We start from the raw sequence: 21417 nt of genomic DNA on the forward strand, positions 1-21417 counted from the left end.
ATACAGTACCCTCAAAGGGCTCTGAACTCGAAACACCCCCGTCCAATGCTGCAACCAACAGGAAAGCATCATGTTTATCGTCACTCCAATTCCTGCCTTCAACGATAATTATATCTGGGCACTGACCACCGAAGCCGACCTCGAGTCTGTCGTAGTGGTAGACCCTGGTGACGCGGAACCGGTTCAACAGTGGCTGACAAAGGAGCACCGAACCCTCAAGGGGATTCTGGTCACGCACCACCATAATGATCATACAGGCGGGGTCAAGTTACTTCGCGAGCAGTTTGATGTGGCTGTCTATGGTCCGGCCAACTCTCCCTTTGATGGCATTACCCACCCCATGAAAACGGGTGATCGCATTGTTCTACTGGACCATGAGCTGATCATCCATGAGGTACCCGCCCATACTCGCGACCATATCAGCTTTTTGCAGCCCAACACGACACCTCAATTGTTCTGCGGTGACACTCTGTTCCTGGCCGGATGCGGACGACTGTTCGAAGGTACTGCCAGGCAGATGCTGACGGCCATGCAGTACTTCTCATCCCTCAGCGATGATACAGAGGTCTATTGCACCCATGAATATTCGCTTGCCAACCTGGCATTTGCCGCCCATGTCGAGCCAGGCAACACAGACATTCAGGAGGCACGACAGACATGCCACCAACTGCGCCTGAACAACCAGCCAACCCTGCCATCGTCCATCGGACAGGAAAAGCGTATCAACCCGTTTATGCGCACCGACCACCCAAGCGTGGCTTCTGCAGCTGAGCACTTCTGTGGCAACCCGCTTCACTCGGAAGTAGAGGTGCTGGCGGCATTGCGAGAATGGAAAAACCAGTTCTGATTGACCCACCTTATCAGGGTCCATAGAATCATGTTTTTTAAGGTTATTTCAGGACTGAAATTCGATGCGACTTGTGCCTGCTGCCGTTATGGCTGCGACACTGGGGATACTACTCGCCGGCTGTCAAACTCAATCCGTAAAGCCCAACAGCCCGAAACCAGCCTCCCCTGAGGTGCGATCAGAACAGAAGTCCCAGGTCCGCACTTCAGCACCTGAGAAACCGCTGACTGAACTCAGTCTGTGGACCCTGACACGTCAGAACATGCAGTTGCCGCTGGATCTGGATCACCCGCGCATCCAGACCCAGCTAAACTGGTATCAACGCCACCCATCCTACCTTAAGCGGGTTTCTGAACGTGCCCAGCCCTACTACCACTTCATTCTCAACGAAGTGCTCAAACGCGGCATGCCGGCTGAAATCGCGCTGCTTCCAGTGGTTGAAAGTGCCTATGATCCTTTTGCCTATTCCCATGGCCAAGCCGCAGGCCCCTGGCAGTTTATACCTGGCACAGCTCGGCACTTTGGATTGAAGTCGAACTGGTGGTACGACGGCCGCCGCGACATTCTGGCTTCGACCGATGCAGCCCTGACCTATCTCGAGCAATTGCATAAACGTTTTGATGGTGACTGGCTGTTGGCTCTGGCCGCTTACAATGCCGGTGGCGGCAACGTGAACCGTGCAATCCGCCGTAATCGAGAGCAAGGCAAGCCGACCGACTTCTGGTCACTGGACCTGCCTCGCGAAACAGAAGCCTATGTCCCTAAATTGCTCGCAGTGGCCAGACTGGTCCGTGATGCTGACAAACTCGGCTTGACCCTGACCCCTATCGAGAACAAACCGCATTTTGATATTGTCGAAACCGGTGGCCAGATTGATTTGGCCCAGGTTGCCGAGATGGCAGACATGGAGCTCAAGGCACTGTACCGGCTCAACCCAGGCTTCAACCGCTGGGCAACAGACCCCGAGGGCCCCCATCAGCTCCTGGTTCCCATTGAGAAGGCAGATATGCTACGCACCAGGCTTGCCAAACTCCCACCCCAGCAACGCGTAAGCTGGCATCATTATACTGTCAAGGCCGGCGACACCCTGGGCGCCATCGCCAAACGCTTCAACAGTTCAGTCGCGGTCATCCGTCAGGGTAACAACCTCAAAGGCAGCAATATCCGCATCGGCCAAAGCCTGGTTGTGCCTAAACCCGCACGAGAAGCCAGCGATTACGCACTCAGTGAGTCCCAGCGCAAGCGTGCTCGCATGCAGCAGCTTGAACAACGACACAGCCGCAAGCTCTACCATGAGGTAGGCTCAGGAGAGAGTTTCTGGAGTATTGCGCGCAAATACGGCGTCGGCGTTCGAGAGCTTGCGGGCTGGAACCAGATGGCACCAGGCGACACCCTGCGCCCCGGTCAGAAACTTCTGGTGTTGAATGTCCGTCAGGAACAGGCCGAGATCGAATTGCCTGCCATGCCTGCCATGCCTGCTATGCCTGCTATGCCTGCTATGCCTGCTATGCAATCACGCGACATGACACGAAAAGTCGGCTACCGTATCCGCAAAGGGGATTCGTTGTCGCTGATCGCCAGTCGCTTTGGTGTTAGTGTCACTGACATTTTGAGCTGGAACCGTCTGGATGCTGACGACCTGTTGCGCCCGGGACAACCCCTGACGATTTACGTCAACATAGCGGATGCACGCTGAATCATGGACGCACTGAGTATCTTCATCATAGTCTTGTCTGTCATTCTGGCAGTGGCCTTCAAGTGGGTTCTGATCCGAAAAATCCGGCACTGGATGGATCAGGACCTGATTAACCAGCTTGCCGGTGGTAGCCAGGCTTTAAAGGACCGACTTCACGAGCACCATCAGCAACTGCTGACCCAGGGTGTAAAACGTTCAGAATTACATGAGCGGCTGCAAGAATTTGCCCGCGACAGCGAACCGGCACAGGATTGAACTGTCACAGGCTTTTGAAAACATTATAAAAATCAAACGCATGACCTGAAGGGGAAAACCGTGTCCTGCTCAGTCACTACCCACCGCTACCTTCTTGCAGTTAGTACACTACTCATTGGACTGCTTTCCAATCTGGCGATGGCGACTGAATCCCGGCACGGGATCGCCATGCACGGCACGTTGAAATACCCTGCCGACTTTCAGCACTTTGACTACGTCAACCCCGAAGCTCCCAAGGGTGGCCAGCTGCGCGAAGCCTCCATTGGTACCTTTGACAGCCTCAATCCCTTTATCATCAAAGGCACGGTCGCGGATGGCACCAGCCTTATCTACGATACCTTGCTGGGTCGGGCACTGGACGAACCCTTCTCGCTCTATGGCCTGCTCGCTGAACACCTGCGTGTCGCTGACGACAGGAGCTGGATCGAGTTCGACTTGCGCCCTGAAGCCCGCTTCAGTGATGGCCAGCCAGTCACCGCCCAGGACGTGGTATTCACCTTCAACACTCTGCTGGAAAAGGGCAGTCCATTTTTCAAAAGCTATTACGCCGGCATCAACGAGATCAAGGCACTGTCAGATCGTAGCGTGCGCTTTGAATTCAGCGGCAGCACAAACCGTGAATTGCCACTCATTGTGGGTGAAATCCCCATTTTGCCTCGACATTATTGGCAAAACCGTGATTTCGAGTCACCGTCCCTGGAGGTTCCTGTAGGCTCTGGCCCCTACGCAGTCAGTCATATCGACCCGGGCCGCACCATCATTTACAAAAGGCGTGCCGACTATTGGGGATCTGAACTGCCAGTCAATCGCGGTCGCTTCAATTTTGACCAACGTCAGTTCGATTATTACCGGGACAGCACAGTCGCCCTTGAAGCGTTCAAAGCTGGCGAGTATGACTTCCGCAGCGAACATGCTTCCAAAGCCTGGGCAACCGGTTACACCGGCGCCCCTTTCGAGGATGGGCGCATTCGCAAGGAAGAGATCACGCACGGAAACCCGCGCGGAATGCAAGGATTCATCATGAATACCCGCCGCACCAAGTTTGAGGACAAGCGGGTTCGTGAAGCGCTGACCTACGCGTTTGACTTCGAATGGACCAATAAAAATCTGTTCTACGGCGCCTACACCCGGAGTAACAGTTACTTTTCCAATTCGGACATGGCTGCAAACGAACTGCCCAGCCCTGAAGAACTTGCGATCCTTGAGCCTGTGCGTGATCAGGTCCCTCCCGAGGTGTTCACTCAGGTGTACAAGGCTCCCAGTACCGATGGCAGCGGCCGTAACCGCCAACAACTGCGCACTGCCCTGCGCCTTTTGCAGCAAGCAGGCTGGACACTCGAGGGTGGCAAACTGGTCAATGCAGCAGGAGAACCCTTCCATTTCGAGATTCTGCTGGTACAGAAGGAGTTCGAACGCGTGGTCTCGCCCTTCATCCGCAATCTTGAACGCCTGGGCATCTCAGCCGATATTCGAATTGTTGATGTGTCACAGTATATCAATCGATTGCGCCAATTCGATTTTGACATGGTGGTTTATGGCTTCGGCCAGTCCAGTTCACCGGGCAACGAGCAGCGGGATTACTGGCATTCAGAAGCAGCACAGCTCCCGGGCAGCCGTAATCTGATTGGCATTCAGGACCCTGCGATCGACTACCTGGTAGAGCAGCTGATTGCAGCGCCCGACCGGGAACAACTGGTCTATCGTGCTCGAGCACTCGACAGAGTGCTGCAATGGAATCACTTTGTGATCCCGCATTACCACATCAGCGCATGGCGAATTGCCTATTGGGATAAATTTGAACACCCCAAGATCAGTCCAACTTATGATCTTGGCCTTGACACCTGGTGGATGAAGCCCTGATGGCCGCCTATATTTTCCGACGACTTCTGCTCATAATTCCTACGCTGTTCGGCATCCTGCTATTGAATTTCGTATTGGTTCAGTTTGCTCCCGGCGGACCGGTTGAGCAGACGCTGGCTCAACTTCAGGGGCTGGGGGTTACCGCTGGCAACCGAATTGGCAGCGGTCCACAGTCAGATATTGCTGCAGGCAGTCAGACCGAATCAGGCTACCGAGGCGCTCAGGGTCTGGACCCTGCTCTGGTCGCGGAGATCGAGCGGCTGTACGGATTCGACAAACCTGCCCATGAACGCTTTTACCAGATGCTGGTCAATTATCTCCAGTTCGATTTCGGCAAGAGCTTCTACAGCGATAAGACCGTAACCGAATTGATCATCGAAAAGCTTCCCGTATCGATCTCACTGGGCCTGTGGACTACATTACTGACCTACCTGATCTCTGTCCCTCTCGGTATTCGCAAGGCGGTTCGCGATGGATCAGCATTCGATGTCTGGACCAGCAGTGCCATTATCATCGGCTATGCCATCCCCAACTTTCTCTTTGCCATCCTGCTGATTGTACTTTTCGCTGGAGGCACCTACCTCGAATGGTTCCCCTTGCGCGGACTGACCTCACAAAACTTTCATGAACTGACCTGGTGGCAGCAGATTGGAGACTATTTCTGGCATATCGCTCTTCCCGTGCTGGCGTCGGTCATTTCCAGCTTCGCAACACTGACCATGCTCACCAAGAACTCTTTTCTCGATGAAATCAACAAACAATATGTGCTGACCGCCAGAGCAAAAGGGTTAAGTGAGAATGCGGTTTTGTATCGGCATGTGTTTCGCAATGCCATGCTACTGATCATCGCCGGGATGCCTGCGGCACTGATCGGCATCTTTTTTACCGGCTCCATGTTGATCGAGGTGATCTTTTCATTGGACGGCTTGGGCCTGCTCGGTTATGAAGCGGTCATCAACCGTGATTATCCGGTCATTTTCGGCACGCTGTACATTTTTACACTGGTTGGATTGCTGATGAAGCTGATCAGTGACATCACCTATACGCTGGTTGACCCACGTATAGATTTTGCCAGCCGGGAGGTCTGACGCATGACCTTGACTCCTATTCAGCGACGCCGCCTGCAAACCTTTAAACGCAACCGTCGCGGCTACTGGTCACTGTGGATCTTCCTGCTGCTGTTTGGGGCCAGCCTGTTTGCTGAATTGATTGCCAATGATCGCCCATTGATTATTAGCCACCAGCAACAGCTTTACTGGCCCCTGTTAAATGACTACACCGAAGTCGATTTCGGCGGCGAATTCCCACTTCCAGCCGACTATCGAGATCCTTACCTGCAAGAGCTGGTGGAGGACCAGGGTGGCTGGATGCTTTGGCCGCTCATTCGCTTCAGCTACAGCACGATTAACTACGACCTGGATCAGCCCGCCCCCTCGCCACCATCGGCCACCAACTGGCTGGGCACGGATGACCAGGGGCGTGATGTGTTGGCACGGGTCATCTATGGTTTTCGCATCTCCGTGCTGTTTGCACTCGCACTCACTCTTGCCAGTTCTGTGATCGGCGTCTGCGCCGGAGCCATTCAGGGGTATTATGGCGGCCGCATAGATTTGCTGTTTCAACGTTTCATCGAAATCTGGTCAGGCCTGCCGGTGCTTTTCCTGCTGATCATTCTTGCCAGTCTGGTACAGCCCAATTTCTGGTGGCTGCTGGGGATCATGTTGCTGTTTTCCTGGATGAATCTGGTCGACGTGGTCAGAGCCGAGTTTCTCCGTGGGCGTAACCTGGAATATGTTCGTGCGGCCAAAGCACTGGGCCTGAGCGACTTGCGGATCATGTATCGACACGTATTGCCAAACGCGATGATCGCAACCCTGACGTTCATGCCTTTCGTCTTCAACGGTGCCATCGTCACACTGACCGCGCTCGATTTCCTCGGTTTTGGCCTGCCTCCGGGCTCACCTTCATTGGGTGAACTGGTCGCTCAGGGCAAGGAAAACCTGCACGCGCCCTGGCTCGGAATCACCGCGTTCTGTTCTCTGGCGCTGATGCTGACACTGTTGATCTTTATCGGCGAGGCGGTACGCGATGCCTTTGACCCAAGGAAAGTCTGACATGAACCCTCCTCTCATCTCGGTCAAGCATCTTTCAGTTCAGTTCAGTGGTACTGATAACCCCGCCGTCAAGGATGTCAGCTTCGACATTGAGGCCGGCAAAACCCTGGCATTGGTCGGTGAGTCAGGTTCCGGCAAGTCAGTCACGGCACTGTCGCTCATGCGGTTGGTGTCGGAACGCCAGGTGAGCTATCCCAGCGGCAGTGTTCTCTATAACGGAGAGGACCTGCTCAAAGCTGATGAAGGGCAGATGCAGCTCATCAGGGGTAATCGTGTCGGTATCATTTTTCAGGAACCGATGACCTCACTTAACCCCCTGCACACGCTGGAGAAACAGATCAGCGAAACGATACGCCTTCACAAGGGCATTCGCCTGGCCGCCTGCCGAAAGCGTGTCATTGAACTCCTGGATCTGGTGGGTATCGACAAGCCTGAGCAACGCCTGGGACAGTACCCGCACCAGTTGTCCGGTGGGCAGCGTCAGAGGGTCATGATTGCCATGGCACTGGCCAATGAGCCCGAACTGCTGATCGCCGATGAGCCGACCACAGCCCTGGACGTCACAATTCAACAGCAGATTCTCGAGTTACTCCAATCCCTGCAGCAGCGGTTCAACATGGCCATTCTGCTCATTTCCCACGATTTGAACGTAGTTCGAAGAGTCGCTGACCGCATCTGTGTGATGCACAAAGGCAGACTGCTGGAAAATCGCCCCTGCGAGGAGCTGTTTGCAGCCCCTGCCGAGGACTATACCCGTAAGCTGCTGGCCGCAGAGCCAGAAGGAGTGCCTGCTCCGGTCGATTCCGGGGCTGAAGACCTCTTGCGAACACACCAGCTGAAGGTCACGTTTCAGCAGCGCAAAGGCCTGTTCAAGCGCAATCATGACGAGCACCGTGCCGTTGACGGCATCGACCTGCAACTGCGAGCCGGAGAAACACTGGGAATTGTGGGTGAATCAGGCTCCGGCAAGACAACGTTGGCATTGGCGATACTTCGACTTATTCGTAGCCAGGGTGATATACGGTTCAAACAGCAGTCAATCTCAACACTGAAACAAAAACAGATTACCCCCCTGCGCAAGCAGCTCCAGATCGTATTTCAGGACCCTTTTGGCAGCCTGAGCCCACGCATGAGTATATTCGAAATCATCGCGGAAGGACTGGAGGTGCAAGGCTGCAAGGACCCCGATGAACAACACGCTCTGGTATCACAGGCACTTCAGGATGTTGGCCTGGAACCCGAGGTTAGCCATCGCTACCCTCATGAGTTCTCTGGAGGACAACGCCAACGCATAGCCATTGCTCGCGCATTGGTACTCAAGCCCGAATTGATTATTCTGGATGAGCCGACTTCAGCACTTGATCGTACGGTGCAAAAACAAATCATTGAATTATTGCGCACCCTGCAAAAACGCTATCGTCTCAGTTATCTTTTTATCAGCCATGACCTTGCCGTCGTTAGAGCCATGAGCCATCGTGTCATGGTCATGCAACAAGGGCGCGTGGTTGAGTCAGCCTCAACCGATGAACTCTTTAACAGCCCGAAGCAGGCCTATACCCAGCGCCTGCTGGAAGCCGCCTCGCTGAAAGCCTGACACCGGGACTTGATGACGTCGACTGACTAAAGCCGCTCTTTCCATTTCCACAAAAAAAGCCACCCCAAGGTGGCTTTTTCTTCAACGCAAGGCGTTATCAGTTTCTTTCGACCTCTGCTGTGGCATTCAGCCCCTGAACATGGGCGCTGAAGAAAGAGTCAGCCTGACGAGCCCCCAGTGACTGTTTCAGCTGCTCAGCAAGCAGTTCATCAATCTCCTCAGGCTCATGCACTCCACGCACACGAACCACAGCGTAGTCACCGCCAACCAACTCAATCGCCTTGAGGCTGGGCTTGCCTTCCCCCGCACGCGGCAATTCAAAAGCAGCTCGATTAACATTCAGCGGCATACTACCGGCATCACGCGCCACACCCTCGGCGGAATTCCATGCCAACATTGGGTCTACCTGCTCAAGGGTCTGCCCCGCACTCAGCGCTTCGACCAGCTGTTCGGCACGGTCCTTCATACTGGCCATCGCCTGCTCCTGGCGCAGCTCAGACTCAAGCAGATCCTGAACCTCTGCCAGTGTCTGCTGACGCGCAGGGATTTCTTGCTGCACACGGATAACAACCGCACGTTCACGGCTCAATTCAATCGGTGAGCTGTTGAGTTCTTCATCCAGCAGCTCGTTACTGAAAGCCGCGCGCAGCACCTTGGGATTGGCAGTCAGCTCAGTATTGCCACCACTCTGACCGAAAGCCTCCGTCTGCTGAATTTCCAGCCCAAGCTCTTCTGCAGGAACCTGCAGGTCAGCTGCGGAGAAGCTCAGATCAGCCAAACGATCCAGTGCCTCAACATAGTCAGCTTCAGCAGAGGCTGCTGCCAGTTCAGCCTTGAGTGCAGGTGCACGCTCAGCGTAGCTCGGGGCCTCAGTTGCGCGCACAGCATTCAACTGGATCAGGTGATAACCGAATTCGGTACGCACCGGTGCAGAAATCTCACCCTCCTGCATGGCAAAAAGGGTATCTTCAAACGGACCGACAAAAACACCACGACCGTTAAAGCCCAAATCACCACCAGCTGTCGCTGAACCAGGGTCAGCCGAGAACTCCGCAGCAGCAGCCGCAAAACTCAGCTCGCCTGAAAGAATACGCTCACGCACTGCTTCTGCCGCATCACGCGCATCACCTTCAGAGCCTTCACCCAGCTCAAACAGAATATGAGCAGCCTGACGCTCTTCGTCAGCCTGGAATCGAGCGAGCTCCTGCTCGTATGCGCTTCGAATGTCAGCCTCTGTAACGCTATCGGGATCAGCAAAGTCAGACTGGTTCAGCTCGATGTACGAAAGCACGACCTGAGCTTCAGTCATGAAACGCTGCGGGTTTTCATCATAGCGGGCCTGAAGTTGCTCCTGGGTAATTTCCACCTTGGCCAGGGACTCTTCAAGCGAGAAGGTTACCCAATCGATATCCCTTGTCTGTGCGGCCAGTTTGGCCAACTGCTCGGCCTGAGCAGGAGTTGCAAACGAAGACAGCGCATACGCGTTTCGCTCCTGCGCTGTCAGCAGCGCCTTACGCAGCTGGTCACGATACATCAGGGGTGTCAAACCCACGGTGCGCAGGACCGCTTCAAACTGATTCCGGTCAAAGCGACCATCCTCACCCTGGAAACTGGTGTCCGCAACGATGATCTGATCAATCATCTGCTCGGAAATATACAGATCCTGACCTTTGGCAGATTGAAGCAGTATTTCTCGATCAATCAAGCGATCAAGTACAGCACGGCGCAAGGCCACTTCATCAATCGCGGCCGGATCGGCATCTTCACCCATCTGAGACAGAATCTGCCGGCGCTGCAGCTCGACCTCACGCTGCAGGTCGATGTTGCTGATCTCTTGTCCGTTGACTTCTGCCGGCGCCCTTTCACTATTGGCCAGGCCGATCAGCGACTCGACACCAAAGAGAGCAAAGGTGACGATGATCAGACCAACGATCACCTTGGCAATGATCCCCTGTGAATTTTCCCTGATGGTTTGAAGCATTGTTTGCGTACACTCTGATTTATAAAAAAAGCGCATTCTGACGAATGCGCTTTTTCGGATCACATTAAATATTCGAAACTGAATCGAACATGATCGTAAGTTGGCGGAACGGACGGGACTCGAACGCGCGACCCCCTGCGTGACAGGCAGGTATTCTAACCAACTGAACTACCGCTCCGTCGCAATCAGGACTTCAGATCCTGCTTACTTGTTTACTGCGTCTTTCAGCGCTTTACCCGGCTTGAAAGTCGGCAGGGTAGCAGCAGCAATTTCGATCGGGTTGCCAGTCTGCGGGTTACGACCAGTACGTGCTGCGCGCTCCTTGGTTGAGAAGGTACCAAAACCGACCAGAGCAACAGACTCACCACGCTGCAGCGCTTCGGTCACTGCTTCCAGAGTCGCATCCAGTGCACGACCAGCAGCTGCTTTAGGAATGTCAGCTGATGCTGCAATAGCGTCAATCAGTTCAGATTTATTCACAATGTTCCCCTTGTAAAAATCGTTGTCTTTTTCTATCCGTTGTCGTTGCCCAGCGCATAGTCTGCAACTTTATACCAACTGCCCGAAACCGGTGTCAACTGGCTGCAGCCCTTTTCTGCCGCGGCTTTGCGTTAATGCGTACTTAACTGACTTGTGCCATTGTGTGTGTTGTTTGTCTCAGCCGAAGCACTGCCCTCTTCCGGTTCAGGAAGCGGCTTGGGCTGATAGGCCAGTGCTATATCCAACACTTCATCGATCCACTTCACCGGACGAATATCGAGATCAGCCTTGATATTGTCGGGAATTTCCTTGAGATCACGGGTATTTTCCTCCGGGATGATCACGGTCTGAATCCCCCCACGGTGCGCGGCCAGCAGTTTTTCCTTCAGCCCGCCAATCGCAAGCACCTGTCCCCGGAGCGTAATTTCACCTGTCATGGCAACCTCGGAGCGAACCGGAATGCCAGTCAGCGCAGACACAACAGCGGTACACATGCCAATACCGGCACTGGGACCATCTTTCGGCGTTGCGCCTTCAGGCACGTGAATGTGAATATCACGCTTCTCATGGAAATCAGGGGAAATACCGAGTGATCGCGCACGATTGCGAACAACGGTCATCGCCGCCTGAATGGACTCTTTCATCACATCACCGAGCGAACCTGTATTAATCTGGCGCCCTTTACCCGGCACAACAGCCGACTCAATCGTGAGGATATCCCCCCCGACTGATGTCCATGCAAGGCCTGTCACCTGACCCACCTGGTCTTGCTCTTCGGCCATGCCAAACTTGAATTTTTTCACACCGTTATAGTGTTCCAGCTCATCCGCGGTCACGCGCACCAAGCCTTTCTTGTCTTCAAGCGCCAGTTCACGCACCACTTTACGGGCTATCTTGGCAATCTCGCGCTCCAGTCCACGCACACCCGCCTCACGCGTGTAGTAGCGGATCAGTCCGATCACTGCTTCATCTGTGATTTCCAGCTCACTGGACTTGATTCCGTTATTCTTGAGCTGCTTTGTAATCAAGTACTTGCGAGCAATGTTGAGTTTTTCATCCTCGGTATACCCCGGAATACGGATGATCTCCATACGGTCCAGCAGCGGACCCGGAATGTTCATCGAGTTGGATGTGCAGACAAACATGACATCGGAGAGATCATAATCCACCTCAAGGTAGTGATCGTTGAAGCTGCTGTTCTGCTCCGGGTCCAGCACCTCGAGCAATGCCGATGCAGGGTCACCACGATGATCCATGCCCATCTTGTCGATTTCATCGAGCAGGAAGAGCGGGTTTTTTACCCCGACACGGGACATTTTCTGGATCAGCTTACCCGGCATGGAACCAATATAGGTACGACGGTGGCCACGAATTTCGGCCTCGTCACGCACGCCCCCCAGGGCCATACGCACATACTTGCGGTTGGTAGCACGCGCAATGGAGCGCCCCAGCGATGTTTTACCCACACCGGGAGGCCCAACCAAACAGAGAATCGGCCCCTTGAGCTTCTTGACGCGCTTCTGCACAGCCAAATACTCCAGAATGCGATCCTTGACCTCTTCAAGACCATAGTGGTCTTCATTGAGGATCTTTTCGGCATTCTTCATGTCAAGACGCACGCGGGAACGCTTGACCCAGGGGATCTGCAGCATCCAATCGATATAGCCCCTTACCACAGTGGCTTCGGCGCTCATCGGCGACATCATTTTCAGCTTATTGAATTCACTCAGGGTTTTGTCCAGTGCTTCCTGAGGCATGCCAGCGGCTTCGATACGGTTTTTCAGCTCCTCCATATCGGAAGCACCGGTTTCATCCATATCACCCAGCTCTTTCTGAATCGCCTTCATTTGCTCATTCAGATAGTACTCACGCTGGCTCTTTTCCATCTGCTTTTTGACACGGCCGCGGATGCGTTTTTCCACCTCAACCAAATCGATTTCGGCTTCCATCAACGACATCAGGTGCTCAAGCCGCTGGCGAGCCCCGAGGATCTCCAGAATATTCTGTTTCTCATCGAGCTTCAGAGACATATGCGCGGCGATCGTATCGGCCAGGCGACCAATCTCATCAATATTCTGCAGTGAACCCAGCACTTCAGACGGAATTTTCTTGTTCACCTGAGCAAACCGCTCAAACTGATCCAGTGCCGTTTTCTTGTAGACTTCCGCTTCTGCAACACCAACAGTTTCAACCGGCATCACGCTGACAGCCGCGCTGAAATAGTCTGACTGTTCGTACAAGGCTTCGATACTTGCACGATAATCACCTTCAACGAGAACCTTGACCGTGCCATCGGGCAGCTTCAACATCTGCAGCACATTGGCTACACAGCCGACAGCAAAGAGGTCGTTTGCATTCGGTTCATCCTCGGAGGCACTCTTTTGCGCCACCAACAGGATCTGCTTGTCACTCGCCATCGCCAGCTCCAGCGCATGGATGGACTTTTCGCGGCCGACAAACAGCGGAATCACCATATTGGGATAAACCACCACATCGCGCAGCGGCAGAACCGGAAGCTCGACGGTCACAGCGTCATCTTTTGCTTCAAATTGATCCATGATGGAGTGCCTCTTTACAGGGCGCCATTCGGGTAATGACGCGACTTGGGTAATGTCAGGTTAGTCTTTCAATGGGGGTGGATCCAGCAATTACAACCGCTTAAAGAGGTTTTTTCGATGTTCATTTGGCTGGAGAGGAAAACAGAGGCAGACAGAAGCCACCTCTGCAGGCATGACAGGGAACGCTTACTTGAAATAAGCGTTCTCGCGCACACTGTGATCGGTCGCATCACGCACACCAACCAGACCCGGGACACGCTCGATCAACGTTTTTTCAACACCGTCCTTGAGGGTCATATCAACCGCGCTGCAACCCTGACAGCCACCACCGAAACGCAATATCGCAATCATGCCGGCTTCTTCCTCGACCAGCTCAACCAACTTCACTTCACCACCGTGAGAAGCCAGGCCCGGATTGATATCCGAGTACAGAATGTAGTTGATCTGCTCATCCATGGGGCTGTCCGGAGAAACCTTGGGCACCTTGGCATTGGGTGCCTTGATGGTCAACTGGCCACCCATTCGATCTTCGGCAAAATCAATAAAGGCCTCTTCCAGGTAAGGAAGACTGTTGCGCTCCATATAAAAACGCAGCAACTCAAAGTCCATAATCTCGTCTTCCGGATTGACTTCATCCGGGCGGCAATAAGCCAGACAAGTTTCGGCATAAGCTGTACCCGGCTGAGTCACGAACAAACGGACGGCGATCCCTTCTACATTCTGTTTTTCAAGCAGCTCTGCCAGATAACGCTCGGCGGATTTTGTAACTGTAATTGTCATAACCAAACCTTGTGAAAATCCTGTATCTCAGATGAACTCAGGATACACCCAAAACAAACCCGAGTAAATTGATCGGATATTAATCAGAATGCCTGCTTGTCCCGCTGACCCCACAATGCATTTGCTTGCTCAACCCACTCGCCAACGGGCTTGTGCTCACCTTTGGACAAAAGGCGCAGTACACCGGCCAAGGTACTGATGACGGCACCCTCACCGTACTCATGTCCAATTTCCCCACGCCACAATCGCAACAAGTCCAGGGGATCAAGGTCATCCTCCCGCACCAACCGCTGCCTGTGCATCCGCGGCCATTCCTCTTTCATCAGCTCACCATTACACACCCAATGCAGCTCTGAATCCGAGTCGGGCTTCATTTCGGCTTCACCCCCATCCCCTCTGATGGTCAGGCTGAACTCTGTTCCCAACAGCTGCGAAGTTTTCTGATGCATAGGGGCATAGGGAGGATGAAAGACCCCATCAACACAACAGGGAGCCTCAAGCGGATTGAGCAAACGACACAGTGTATGAACGGGTGAACGAAGCCCCAGAATTGGACGCAAGGCAATCATCTCACCCAGGCGTGGCACCATGTTATCGATCGACATAAAGGCAAAGTTGTCACTTGCAACACTCTGTTCGACCTGTTCCCAGTTTTGTGCTGCCTGCAGCCCAAAGATCGTTAACATGTCCTCAGTGTAGAGACGACCGGGTGTGTGGCCACGTGCGCCATGCATGAAGACCTTTGTGCCCTTCTGTGCAAGCAGCAATGCCGCCAGCAGGAACCATGGCAACCGGCGCTTTTTGCCCGCATAGCTCGACCAGTCAAGATCTACGGCAATCCCTTCAGGCACTGCCAATCGTGCCTTGACCGCTCGCGCAAAACCCATTAGCTCCTCGGGCGCTTCTTCTTTCATTCTGATCAGCATCAGAAATGCACCCAACTGCTCCGGCAACACCTGTTGATCCAGAATCATGCCCATCGCCACTTCGGCTTCATCTGCTGTCAGTGAACGACTGCCCTTCTTGCCTTTCCCCAGCACTCGCACAAAGGGGGCAAACGGGTGTTCCTGATTCATCGCTTTTCCTCTTCTCAATCTTCGACGGAGTAACGTGTCGGACAGCGCTTTGCTACAATTGCGCGTTGATATCACGGAAAGTATGACATGAGCCGTAAAAACAGAATACAGTTCGGTGCGCCGTCACGCGTGCGCAAATCTCCTTCACTGCCCCAGGCGCCTCTAACATTAAACATAGAGCGCTTGAGCCATGAAGGACGGGGTATCGCCAGAGTTGACGGCAAGACAATATTTGTCGCCGGAGGCCTTCCTGGTGAAACGCTTACCGCGCGAATTACCGCTCAACACAAGCGGTATAACGAGGCCGAACTGGTTGAAATTCAGACCGCCAGCCCTGACCGTTCACCAGCATTCTGCCCACATTTTCAGCAGTGTGGCGGCTGTGATCTTCAACACCTGAACATTGACCAGCAGCGTGCGCACAAGCAACAACAGGTACTTGATCAGCTGGCACGTTTTGCCTCTGTAATTCCCGAACAGATCGAAGAACCGATCCTTGGCCCGGACAGGGGTTATCGTCGTGCAGCCCGCATTGGTATCAACCAGCGTCAGCGTGACGGTGAACTACTGGTTGGCTTCCGCCGACGCGGCAGCAACAAACTTCTGAATATTGATACCTGCCCGGTTCTCGACGTACGACTGCAACCGGTTTTTGCTACGCTTCGGGAACATCTTAAAGACCTGAATGACATCCGCAGCCTGACTCATGTCGATGTCAGTTGCGGTGACGATGATGGCTTTATCCGGTTCCGCTGCACACGCAGACCCAATGAAACACTTATGAGCCGGCTCAAAGCGGTTAGTCAGCAACTGCAACTGAAGCTTGTCATCGGATTAAATGATGGTGACATGCCGATCGATGAAGGTCTTGCCCATTACACCCTGCCGGAAGCTGATATTGAATTGGGCTTTTCCAGTACGGACTTCATTCAGGTCAATGCGGGTGTCAACAAGGCCATGATCAATCAGGCCATTGCCTGGCTGGCACCTCAGCCTGACCAGCGTGTGCTCGACCTGTTTTGCGGTCTTGGCAACTTTACCCTGCCCTTGGCCCGCAAGGCGGCTCAGATTGTTGGCGTCGAAGGATCTGCCGAGATGGTTGGTCGTGCTCGCCAGAATGCTGCTAACGCCGGGATTCAGAATGCGGAGTTTTATCGTGCTGACCTTAGCGAAAGCTTCCGTCATGCAACATGGTTCCGTGAAGGGTTCGATTTGATTCTGCTGGATCCACCGCGCACGGGCGCACGAGAAGCCGTTCAACAGCTCTCACATTATGGCGCCGCGAAGGTTCTGTATATCTCATGTAACCCGTCCGCGCTGGTGGCAGACCTGCCGCTACTGACAGCGGCCGGGTACAGGGTTACCCGTTTCGGCATCATGGACATGTTCCCCCACACCGCACACGTTGAATCCATGCTACTGCTTGAGCGAACAGATGCCTGACTACATATATTCGGACGACAGCATTGTAGTGGTCAGCAAGCCTGCAGGATTGCTGAGCGTCCCCGGCCGGGGTGAAGACAAGCAGGACTGCCTCTGGCGACGCGTACAGCAGCGCTTCCCGACAGCCCGTATTGTCCACCGACTTGATCAGGCCACGTCCGGCCTGCTGATCCTTGCGTTGAGCGCTGAAACACATCGAAACCTGAGCATTCAATTTCAGCAACGCATACCCACCAAGCGCTATCAGGCCATTATCGCCGGAGTGCCGCAACAGGATTCGGGCCGGATAGAGCTACCCTTGCGCTGCGATTGGGATAACCGCCCCCGCCAGATCGTTGATTCAATTGATGGCAAACCCGCCATAACGGATTGGAGCTGCATTGAGACCTATCAGGACCGGTCACGGGTTCACCTTAGCCCTATTACCGGCCGCTCTCATCAATTGCGCGTACACATGCAGGCGATGGGTCATCCGATTGTAGGCGATCAATTCTATGCCTGCGAACCTTTCATCAGCGCAAGCGACAGACTATTGCTACACGCTGAACACTTGGGAGTCCGGCATCCGATCAGCGGCGAATGGATGGATTTCGACAGCTCCTGCCCTTTCTAGGCAGTCTCTTGTACCCGCTATTGTCACACATAAAAACGGGAGCCAAGGCTCCCGTTTTTATGTGAATTGATGAAGGCTCCGGTTACTCAGCCTGAGGCAGCTGATCCTTAATCGTCCAAAGCACTTCCTCTGCCACGATAGCAGGTGCGTCCAGACCACTCTCATCCTGCACAGACAGGAACACACCGGAGCGGGTTCTGTTCAGCTTCAACTGATAGCGACCGGTATGCTCGTAATTGCCGGTTTCCGCGTTGTAATTGCCGCTTTCTCCGCCACCAAAGACATACACAACCTTGCCACCAAACCAGATTTTATAACCCTTCTGGTTTGCAGGATTATTGGGATCAGACAATTCGGTCGCCAGTTCGCCGTCTTCTTCAACGCGAACCGATGAAGGTACAGCTCCCACTGAACTGTAGCTTACACCATCATTTTCTTCCTCAGCGCCACCCAGTGCGGCACTGATAATGCTGGTATCGAGCTTGATGTCACCACGATCAGAGTGCAACCACTCAAAGAAGCCCATCTTCTCGGTATCATCGAACGGCGTCGTAGTGGTATAGGTCAGGTAGAAAATACCGGCCTCCTGATCACGCGTTCCCACATCAACCTGTGCAGCATCCAGCGCTTCATTCACCTGATCCCAGGCTGTGTCGATAGGAGCACTGATCTTGAGAACGGGGTTGCCACGAGAATCACGCCCCAACAGTGGCCGTTCGGCAGACTGCTGCTGCAACGAAACGAGAGTATTGGCCGTCTGCTGAGTACTGGCCTTACTCAGGTAGCGCAACAGCTCAAACATCATATCCGACTTGTAGCTGATATCGCGTGCCTGCTGATCCCAGTCGATGCTTGCCACATCCGTATCTTCAGGGTACTGAACATGCTTGATACGAACGGCAGTACGACCGTAGTTATCCGGGTCAGGGCGCAGCGTCATACGCAGCTTGTTGCGCGTAGGCCCTTCGACATTCTGCAAGGTCAATCGCTTGACCCACAAGTCGACAAAGCTGTAATCACGACCATCCAACAGAATCCAGTCGGATTCCATTACCCCCTGACGCGGATCGAAACGAACGATATCGATGTCATTGAAGGCCCAGAAATCACGCGCCTTCATCCAGACATCAGCAATCGGCTCATCCACCAGAATCACTTTCTCGCCTTCAATACGACGGAAGTTGACACTGTCAGTACCCGATTCAGCGTAGAAGAACTCAGGCCGTGGCACTTCGAACTCACCTTCGCTTCGTGTGGCGGTCACCCCGACATCCGGTACCACCAGTTGCTCCTGCATCTCTTTGGCACGCAAATGAGGTGGCAGCTGGAGGCGTTCGCTTTTGCTGGCCAGCTCATAATCCTGGCTACGATCGCGAATAACACCGTTGTCTCCATAGATCGGGTTGTTCTCAACCATGCTGCAGCCTGTCAAGGCGACGCTAACAGCCAAGGCCAGCGGAAGGTAGGTGGTCCGAAGTGTAGTCATGCCAAGTCCTGTTAGATGATGCCAGCTTCGCGCAAAGAGGTGCGTACCAGATCATGGTACTGTTCGGAAAGTACAGTAAGCGGCAAGCGGATGCCTTCACCGATCAGTTGCATTTCAGCCATCGCCCACTTCACCGGGATAGGATTGGCTTCCACGAACAGATTGGTATGCAAGGGCATCAGTTTTTGCTGCAGCGCGCGCGCGGCATCTGCCTCACCTGCAAGCCCAAGACGGCACAGCTCAGCCATTTCAGCCGGAGCCACGTTAGCGGTAACGGAAATATTGCCCTGACCACCCATCAGGATGAGCTCGATCGCAGTCGCATCATCACCGGAGTAAACTGCGAAATCAGCCGGCAGGTTGGCGATCAGTTCACGTGCGCGATCCAGATCACCCGTCGCTTCCTTAATGCCGACGATATTGTCGATCTTAGCCAAACGGTAAACGGTTTCAGGCTTGATATCACTGCAAGTACGACCCGGTACGTTGTACAGGATCTGCGGAATGGCGACCGCTTCAGCAATTGCCTTGAAGTGCTGGTACAGGCCTTCCTGCGTTGGCTTGTTGTAATAGGGCGCAACCAGCAGGCACGCATCAGCGCCAGCCTTGGCAGCACGCTCTGTCAACTCAATCGCTTCACGCGTCGAGTTGGCACCCGTACCGGCAATCACCGGAATACGACCATCAACACGCTTGATGATCGCCTTGATCACTTCCAGGTGCTCATCATAATCCAGTGTCGGCGACTCCCCTGTCGTCCCCACGGCAACAATTGAGTCCGTACCCTTGTCGATATGGAGATCCACTATCTTGTCCAGAGCAGCCCAATCGATCTCTCCATTGGCTGTCATCGGGGTCACGAGCGCTACAATACTGCCGCGAATCATCTCTGTCTCCATTTGTCTGAGAACTCTCAACTTGTTGCAACATGCTACCGGCGCCGGGTCTTACCCTCAACCAGCAGACACTTTTTTGATATCGTAAAGGCCGCATTCTAAACGAATAATGTGTATTGCGCGTAGTAGTACGCAGTACTTTTTAGTCACTGAGGACATTTCAACATGACAGCACCCGCCATCGGCCAGCCGGTTCAAGATTTTTCCGCTCCGGCAACCAGCGATTCCCAAGTCACCCTGAGTGAACTCAAGGGCAAGAATGTCGTTTTCTTCTTCTACCCCAAGGACAGCACTCCAGGCTGCACCACCGAAGGCCAGGATTTCCGTGACTTGTATGACGAATTCCAGGCGCTGGACACCGAAATCTTCGGCATCTCCCGAGACAGTCTGCGGAGCCACGAAAACTTCAAAACCAAGCAGTCCTTTCCGTTCGAATTGATCAGCGACAAGGATGAAGCGGTCTGCCAGCTATTCGATGTCATCAAGCTGAAAAAGATGTATGGCCGTGAATATATGGGCCTTGAGCGCAGCACCTTCCTGATCGACAAGGAAGGTGTACTGCGTCAGGAATGGCGCAAGGTTAAGGTCAAAGGCCATGCAGCTGAAGTTCTGGAGGCAACCAAGGCGCTCTAACCGACCCTGCCTTTGGCCTCTCCGCTCAGCCGGACGAGGCCTCAGACTGCTCGATTGAACCCGGCCAGGCGCTTACGATCGCCTTGACCAGCGTAGCCAGCGGAATGGCAAAAAACACACCCCAGAAACCCCAGAAACTGCCAAATACCAATACTGCTACGATAATGGAGACTGGGTGCAGATTCACGGCTTCCGAGAAAAGCAATGGCACAAGCACATTGCCATCCAGAGCCTGGATAATCCCATAGGCGATCATCACGTACATGAATTCGCTGCTCCAGCCCCACTGAAAGAGCGCAATCAGCATTACCGGCAGCGTCACCAACGTCGCCCCTATGTAGGGGATCACCACTGACAGACCTACCATAATCGCCAGCAACGCCGCATAGTTGATACCGAAGAAGATGAAGGTCACGTAACTCACCGCGCCCACTATGAGAATTTCAATCGCCTTGCCACGCACATAGTTGGCGATCTGCTCGTCCATCTCATGCCACACCCGCGTCATCATCTGACGCTTTTCCGGCAGAAATGCAGTCCAGCCCGCCACCAGCTTGCGGCCATCCTTAAGGAAGAAAAACACCAGTATGGGCACCAGCACCACGTAAATCAGTACTGTGACAATGCCGGTGATGGAATTAAGCGAAAAGGTCAATACCCATTGCCCTAACCGACTCAGTTCACTTGCTGCTGCCGCAAAAAGGTCACGTATCTGTGCCTCCGATATCAGCTCGGGATAACGCTGAGGCAACACCAGCAACTGGGCCTGCACCTCAGAGACCATTCTCGGTGCTTCAGTGAACAGGTTGACCAACTGCTGCCAGACGATCGGCAATACGAACAACAGAAACGCGGATACAAAACCGATAAAAACCAGAAACACCGAGATCACGGCAAGTAGATGCCCTGCTCCACGCCGCTGAAGCCAGTCAACAGCCCCCTGCATCAGGAATGCCAGAATTACACTGGCGATGACCGGTGCCAGCGGTTGCCCCAGCACCCAGATAATAACCAGGGCTGCACCCAACAGCAGGAACAGGAACAATGCTTCTTCATCGGAAAAATAACGGTCGATCCACTTACTGAAAATCTTGCGCATGTTGCA

General features: G+C 53.8%; 18 protein-coding genes and 1 tRNA gene. 10 read left to right on the forward strand and 9 right to left on the reverse strand.

Annotated elements, in window-relative coordinates:
- The first annotated feature begins 70 nt into the window (after nt 1–70).
- From gloB to LN244_RS09085, 7 genes are all read left to right on the forward strand, one after another.
- Nucleotides 71–847 carry a hydroxyacylglutathione hydrolase gene (gene gloB / locus LN244_RS09055; protein WP_239039478.1) on the forward strand — a complete coding sequence of 259 codons (777 nt, stop codon included), beginning with the start codon at nt 71–73 and terminating at the stop codon, nt 845–847.
- 172 nt (nt 848–1019) lie between these two features.
- Entirely contained in the window at nt 1020–2543 is a 1524-nt protein-coding gene (locus LN244_RS09060) for a lytic transglycosylase (protein WP_239039479.1), read from the forward strand.
- Between the two features lie 3 nt (nt 2544–2546).
- On the forward strand, nt 2547–2798 hold the full coding sequence (locus LN244_RS09065; protein WP_239039480.1) for a hypothetical protein: 252 nt from the start codon (nt 2547–2549) through the stop codon (nt 2796–2798).
- 138 nt (nt 2799–2936) lie between these two features.
- Nucleotides 2937–4658 carry an extracellular solute-binding protein gene (locus tag LN244_RS09070; protein WP_239042397.1) on the forward strand — a complete coding sequence of 574 codons (1722 nt, stop codon included), beginning with the start codon at nt 2937–2939 and terminating at the stop codon, nt 4656–4658.
- The gene (locus tag LN244_RS09075; RefSeq protein ID WP_239039481.1) at nt 4658–5746 is read left to right on the forward strand and encodes a microcin C ABC transporter permease YejB; all 1089 of its coding nucleotides are present in this window, start codon (nt 4658–4660) and stop codon (nt 5744–5746) included. The genes LN244_RS09070 and LN244_RS09075 overlap by 1 nt, the downstream gene beginning before the upstream one ends.
- Nucleotides 5747–5749: 3 nt before the next feature.
- Nucleotides 5750–6772 carry an ABC transporter permease gene (locus LN244_RS09080; RefSeq protein WP_239039482.1) on the forward strand — a complete coding sequence of 341 codons (1023 nt, stop codon included), beginning with the start codon at nt 5750–5752 and terminating at the stop codon, nt 6770–6772.
- 1 nt (nt 6773) lies between these two features.
- Nucleotides 6774–8366, forward strand: coding sequence for an ABC transporter ATP-binding protein (locus LN244_RS09085; protein WP_239039483.1), 1593 nt, complete (start codon nt 6774–6776; stop codon nt 8364–8366).
- 97 nt (nt 8367–8463) lie between these two features.
- Here the strand turns inward: LN244_RS09085 and LN244_RS09090 are convergent, their stop codons facing one another.
- The 6 genes from LN244_RS09090 to LN244_RS09115 form a co-directional block, all read right to left on the reverse strand.
- Entirely contained in the window at nt 8464–10347 is a 1884-nt protein-coding gene (locus LN244_RS09090; RefSeq protein ID WP_239039484.1) for a SurA N-terminal domain-containing protein, read from the reverse strand.
- Between the two features lie 101 nt (nt 10348–10448).
- A tRNA-Asp gene (locus tag LN244_RS09095) sits at nt 10449–10525 on the reverse strand.
- 26 nt (nt 10526–10551) lie between these two features.
- Entirely contained in the window at nt 10552–10827 is a 276-nt protein-coding gene (locus LN244_RS09100; protein ID WP_239039485.1) for an HU family DNA-binding protein, read from the reverse strand.
- 131 nt (nt 10828–10958) lie between these two features.
- The gene (lon, locus tag LN244_RS09105) at nt 10959–13385 is read right to left on the reverse strand and encodes an endopeptidase La (RefSeq protein ID WP_239039486.1); all 2427 of its coding nucleotides are present in this window, start codon (nt 13383–13385) and stop codon (nt 10959–10961) included.
- A gap of 186 nt (nt 13386–13571) precedes the next feature.
- On the reverse strand, nt 13572–14165 hold the full coding sequence (gene nfuA / locus LN244_RS09110) for a Fe-S biogenesis protein NfuA (RefSeq protein ID WP_239039487.1): 594 nt from the start codon (nt 14163–14165) through the stop codon (nt 13572–13574).
- An 83-nt stretch (nt 14166–14248) separates the two neighbouring features.
- The gene (locus LN244_RS09115) at nt 14249–15241 is read right to left on the reverse strand and encodes a glycosyl transferase family protein (protein WP_239039488.1); all 993 of its coding nucleotides are present in this window, start codon (nt 15239–15241) and stop codon (nt 14249–14251) included.
- Between the two features lie 87 nt (nt 15242–15328).
- Here LN244_RS09115 and rlmD point away from each other — a divergent pair, with 87 nt between their 5' ends.
- Nucleotides 15329–16684 (forward strand): 23S rRNA (uracil(1939)-C(5))-methyltransferase RlmD, encoded by a 1356-nt coding sequence (gene rlmD / locus LN244_RS09120; RefSeq protein WP_239039489.1) that lies wholly within the window; start codon nt 15329–15331, stop codon nt 16682–16684.
- On the forward strand, nt 16677–17297 hold the full coding sequence (locus LN244_RS09125; protein WP_239039490.1) for an RluA family pseudouridine synthase: 621 nt from the start codon (nt 16677–16679) through the stop codon (nt 17295–17297). The genes rlmD and LN244_RS09125 overlap by 8 nt, the downstream gene beginning before the upstream one ends.
- Before the next feature lie 82 nt (nt 17298–17379).
- On the opposite strand, the gene bamC is transcribed toward LN244_RS09125, so the two are convergent.
- Both bamC and dapA read right to left on the reverse strand, forming a co-directional pair.
- Complete coding sequence (gene bamC / locus LN244_RS09130) at nt 17380–18783, reverse strand: outer membrane protein assembly factor BamC (protein WP_239039491.1); 1404 nt, start codon at nt 18781–18783, stop codon at nt 17380–17382.
- A gap of 11 nt (nt 18784–18794) precedes the next feature.
- Nucleotides 18795–19670: a 4-hydroxy-tetrahydrodipicolinate synthase gene (dapA, locus tag LN244_RS09135; RefSeq protein ID WP_239039492.1), complete on the reverse strand. Its 876-nt coding sequence runs from the start codon at nt 19668–19670 to the stop codon at nt 18795–18797.
- 174 nt (nt 19671–19844) lie between these two features.
- On the opposite strand from dapA, the gene LN244_RS09140 reads away from it, so the two are divergent.
- Nucleotides 19845–20312: a peroxiredoxin gene (locus LN244_RS09140; RefSeq protein ID WP_239039493.1), complete on the forward strand. Its 468-nt coding sequence runs from the start codon at nt 19845–19847 to the stop codon at nt 20310–20312.
- Between the two features lie 25 nt (nt 20313–20337).
- Here the strand turns inward: LN244_RS09140 and LN244_RS09145 are convergent, their stop codons facing one another.
- Nucleotides 20338–21411, reverse strand: coding sequence for an AI-2E family transporter (locus LN244_RS09145; RefSeq protein ID WP_239039494.1), 1074 nt, complete (start codon nt 21409–21411; stop codon nt 20338–20340).
- Between the last annotated feature and the right edge of the window lie 6 nt (nt 21412–21417).

Origin of the sequence: Marinobacterium sediminicola, from assembly GCF_022343685.1 — a bacterium.
Lineage (GTDB): Bacteria > Pseudomonadota > Gammaproteobacteria > Pseudomonadales > Balneatricaceae > Marinobacterium > Marinobacterium sediminicola.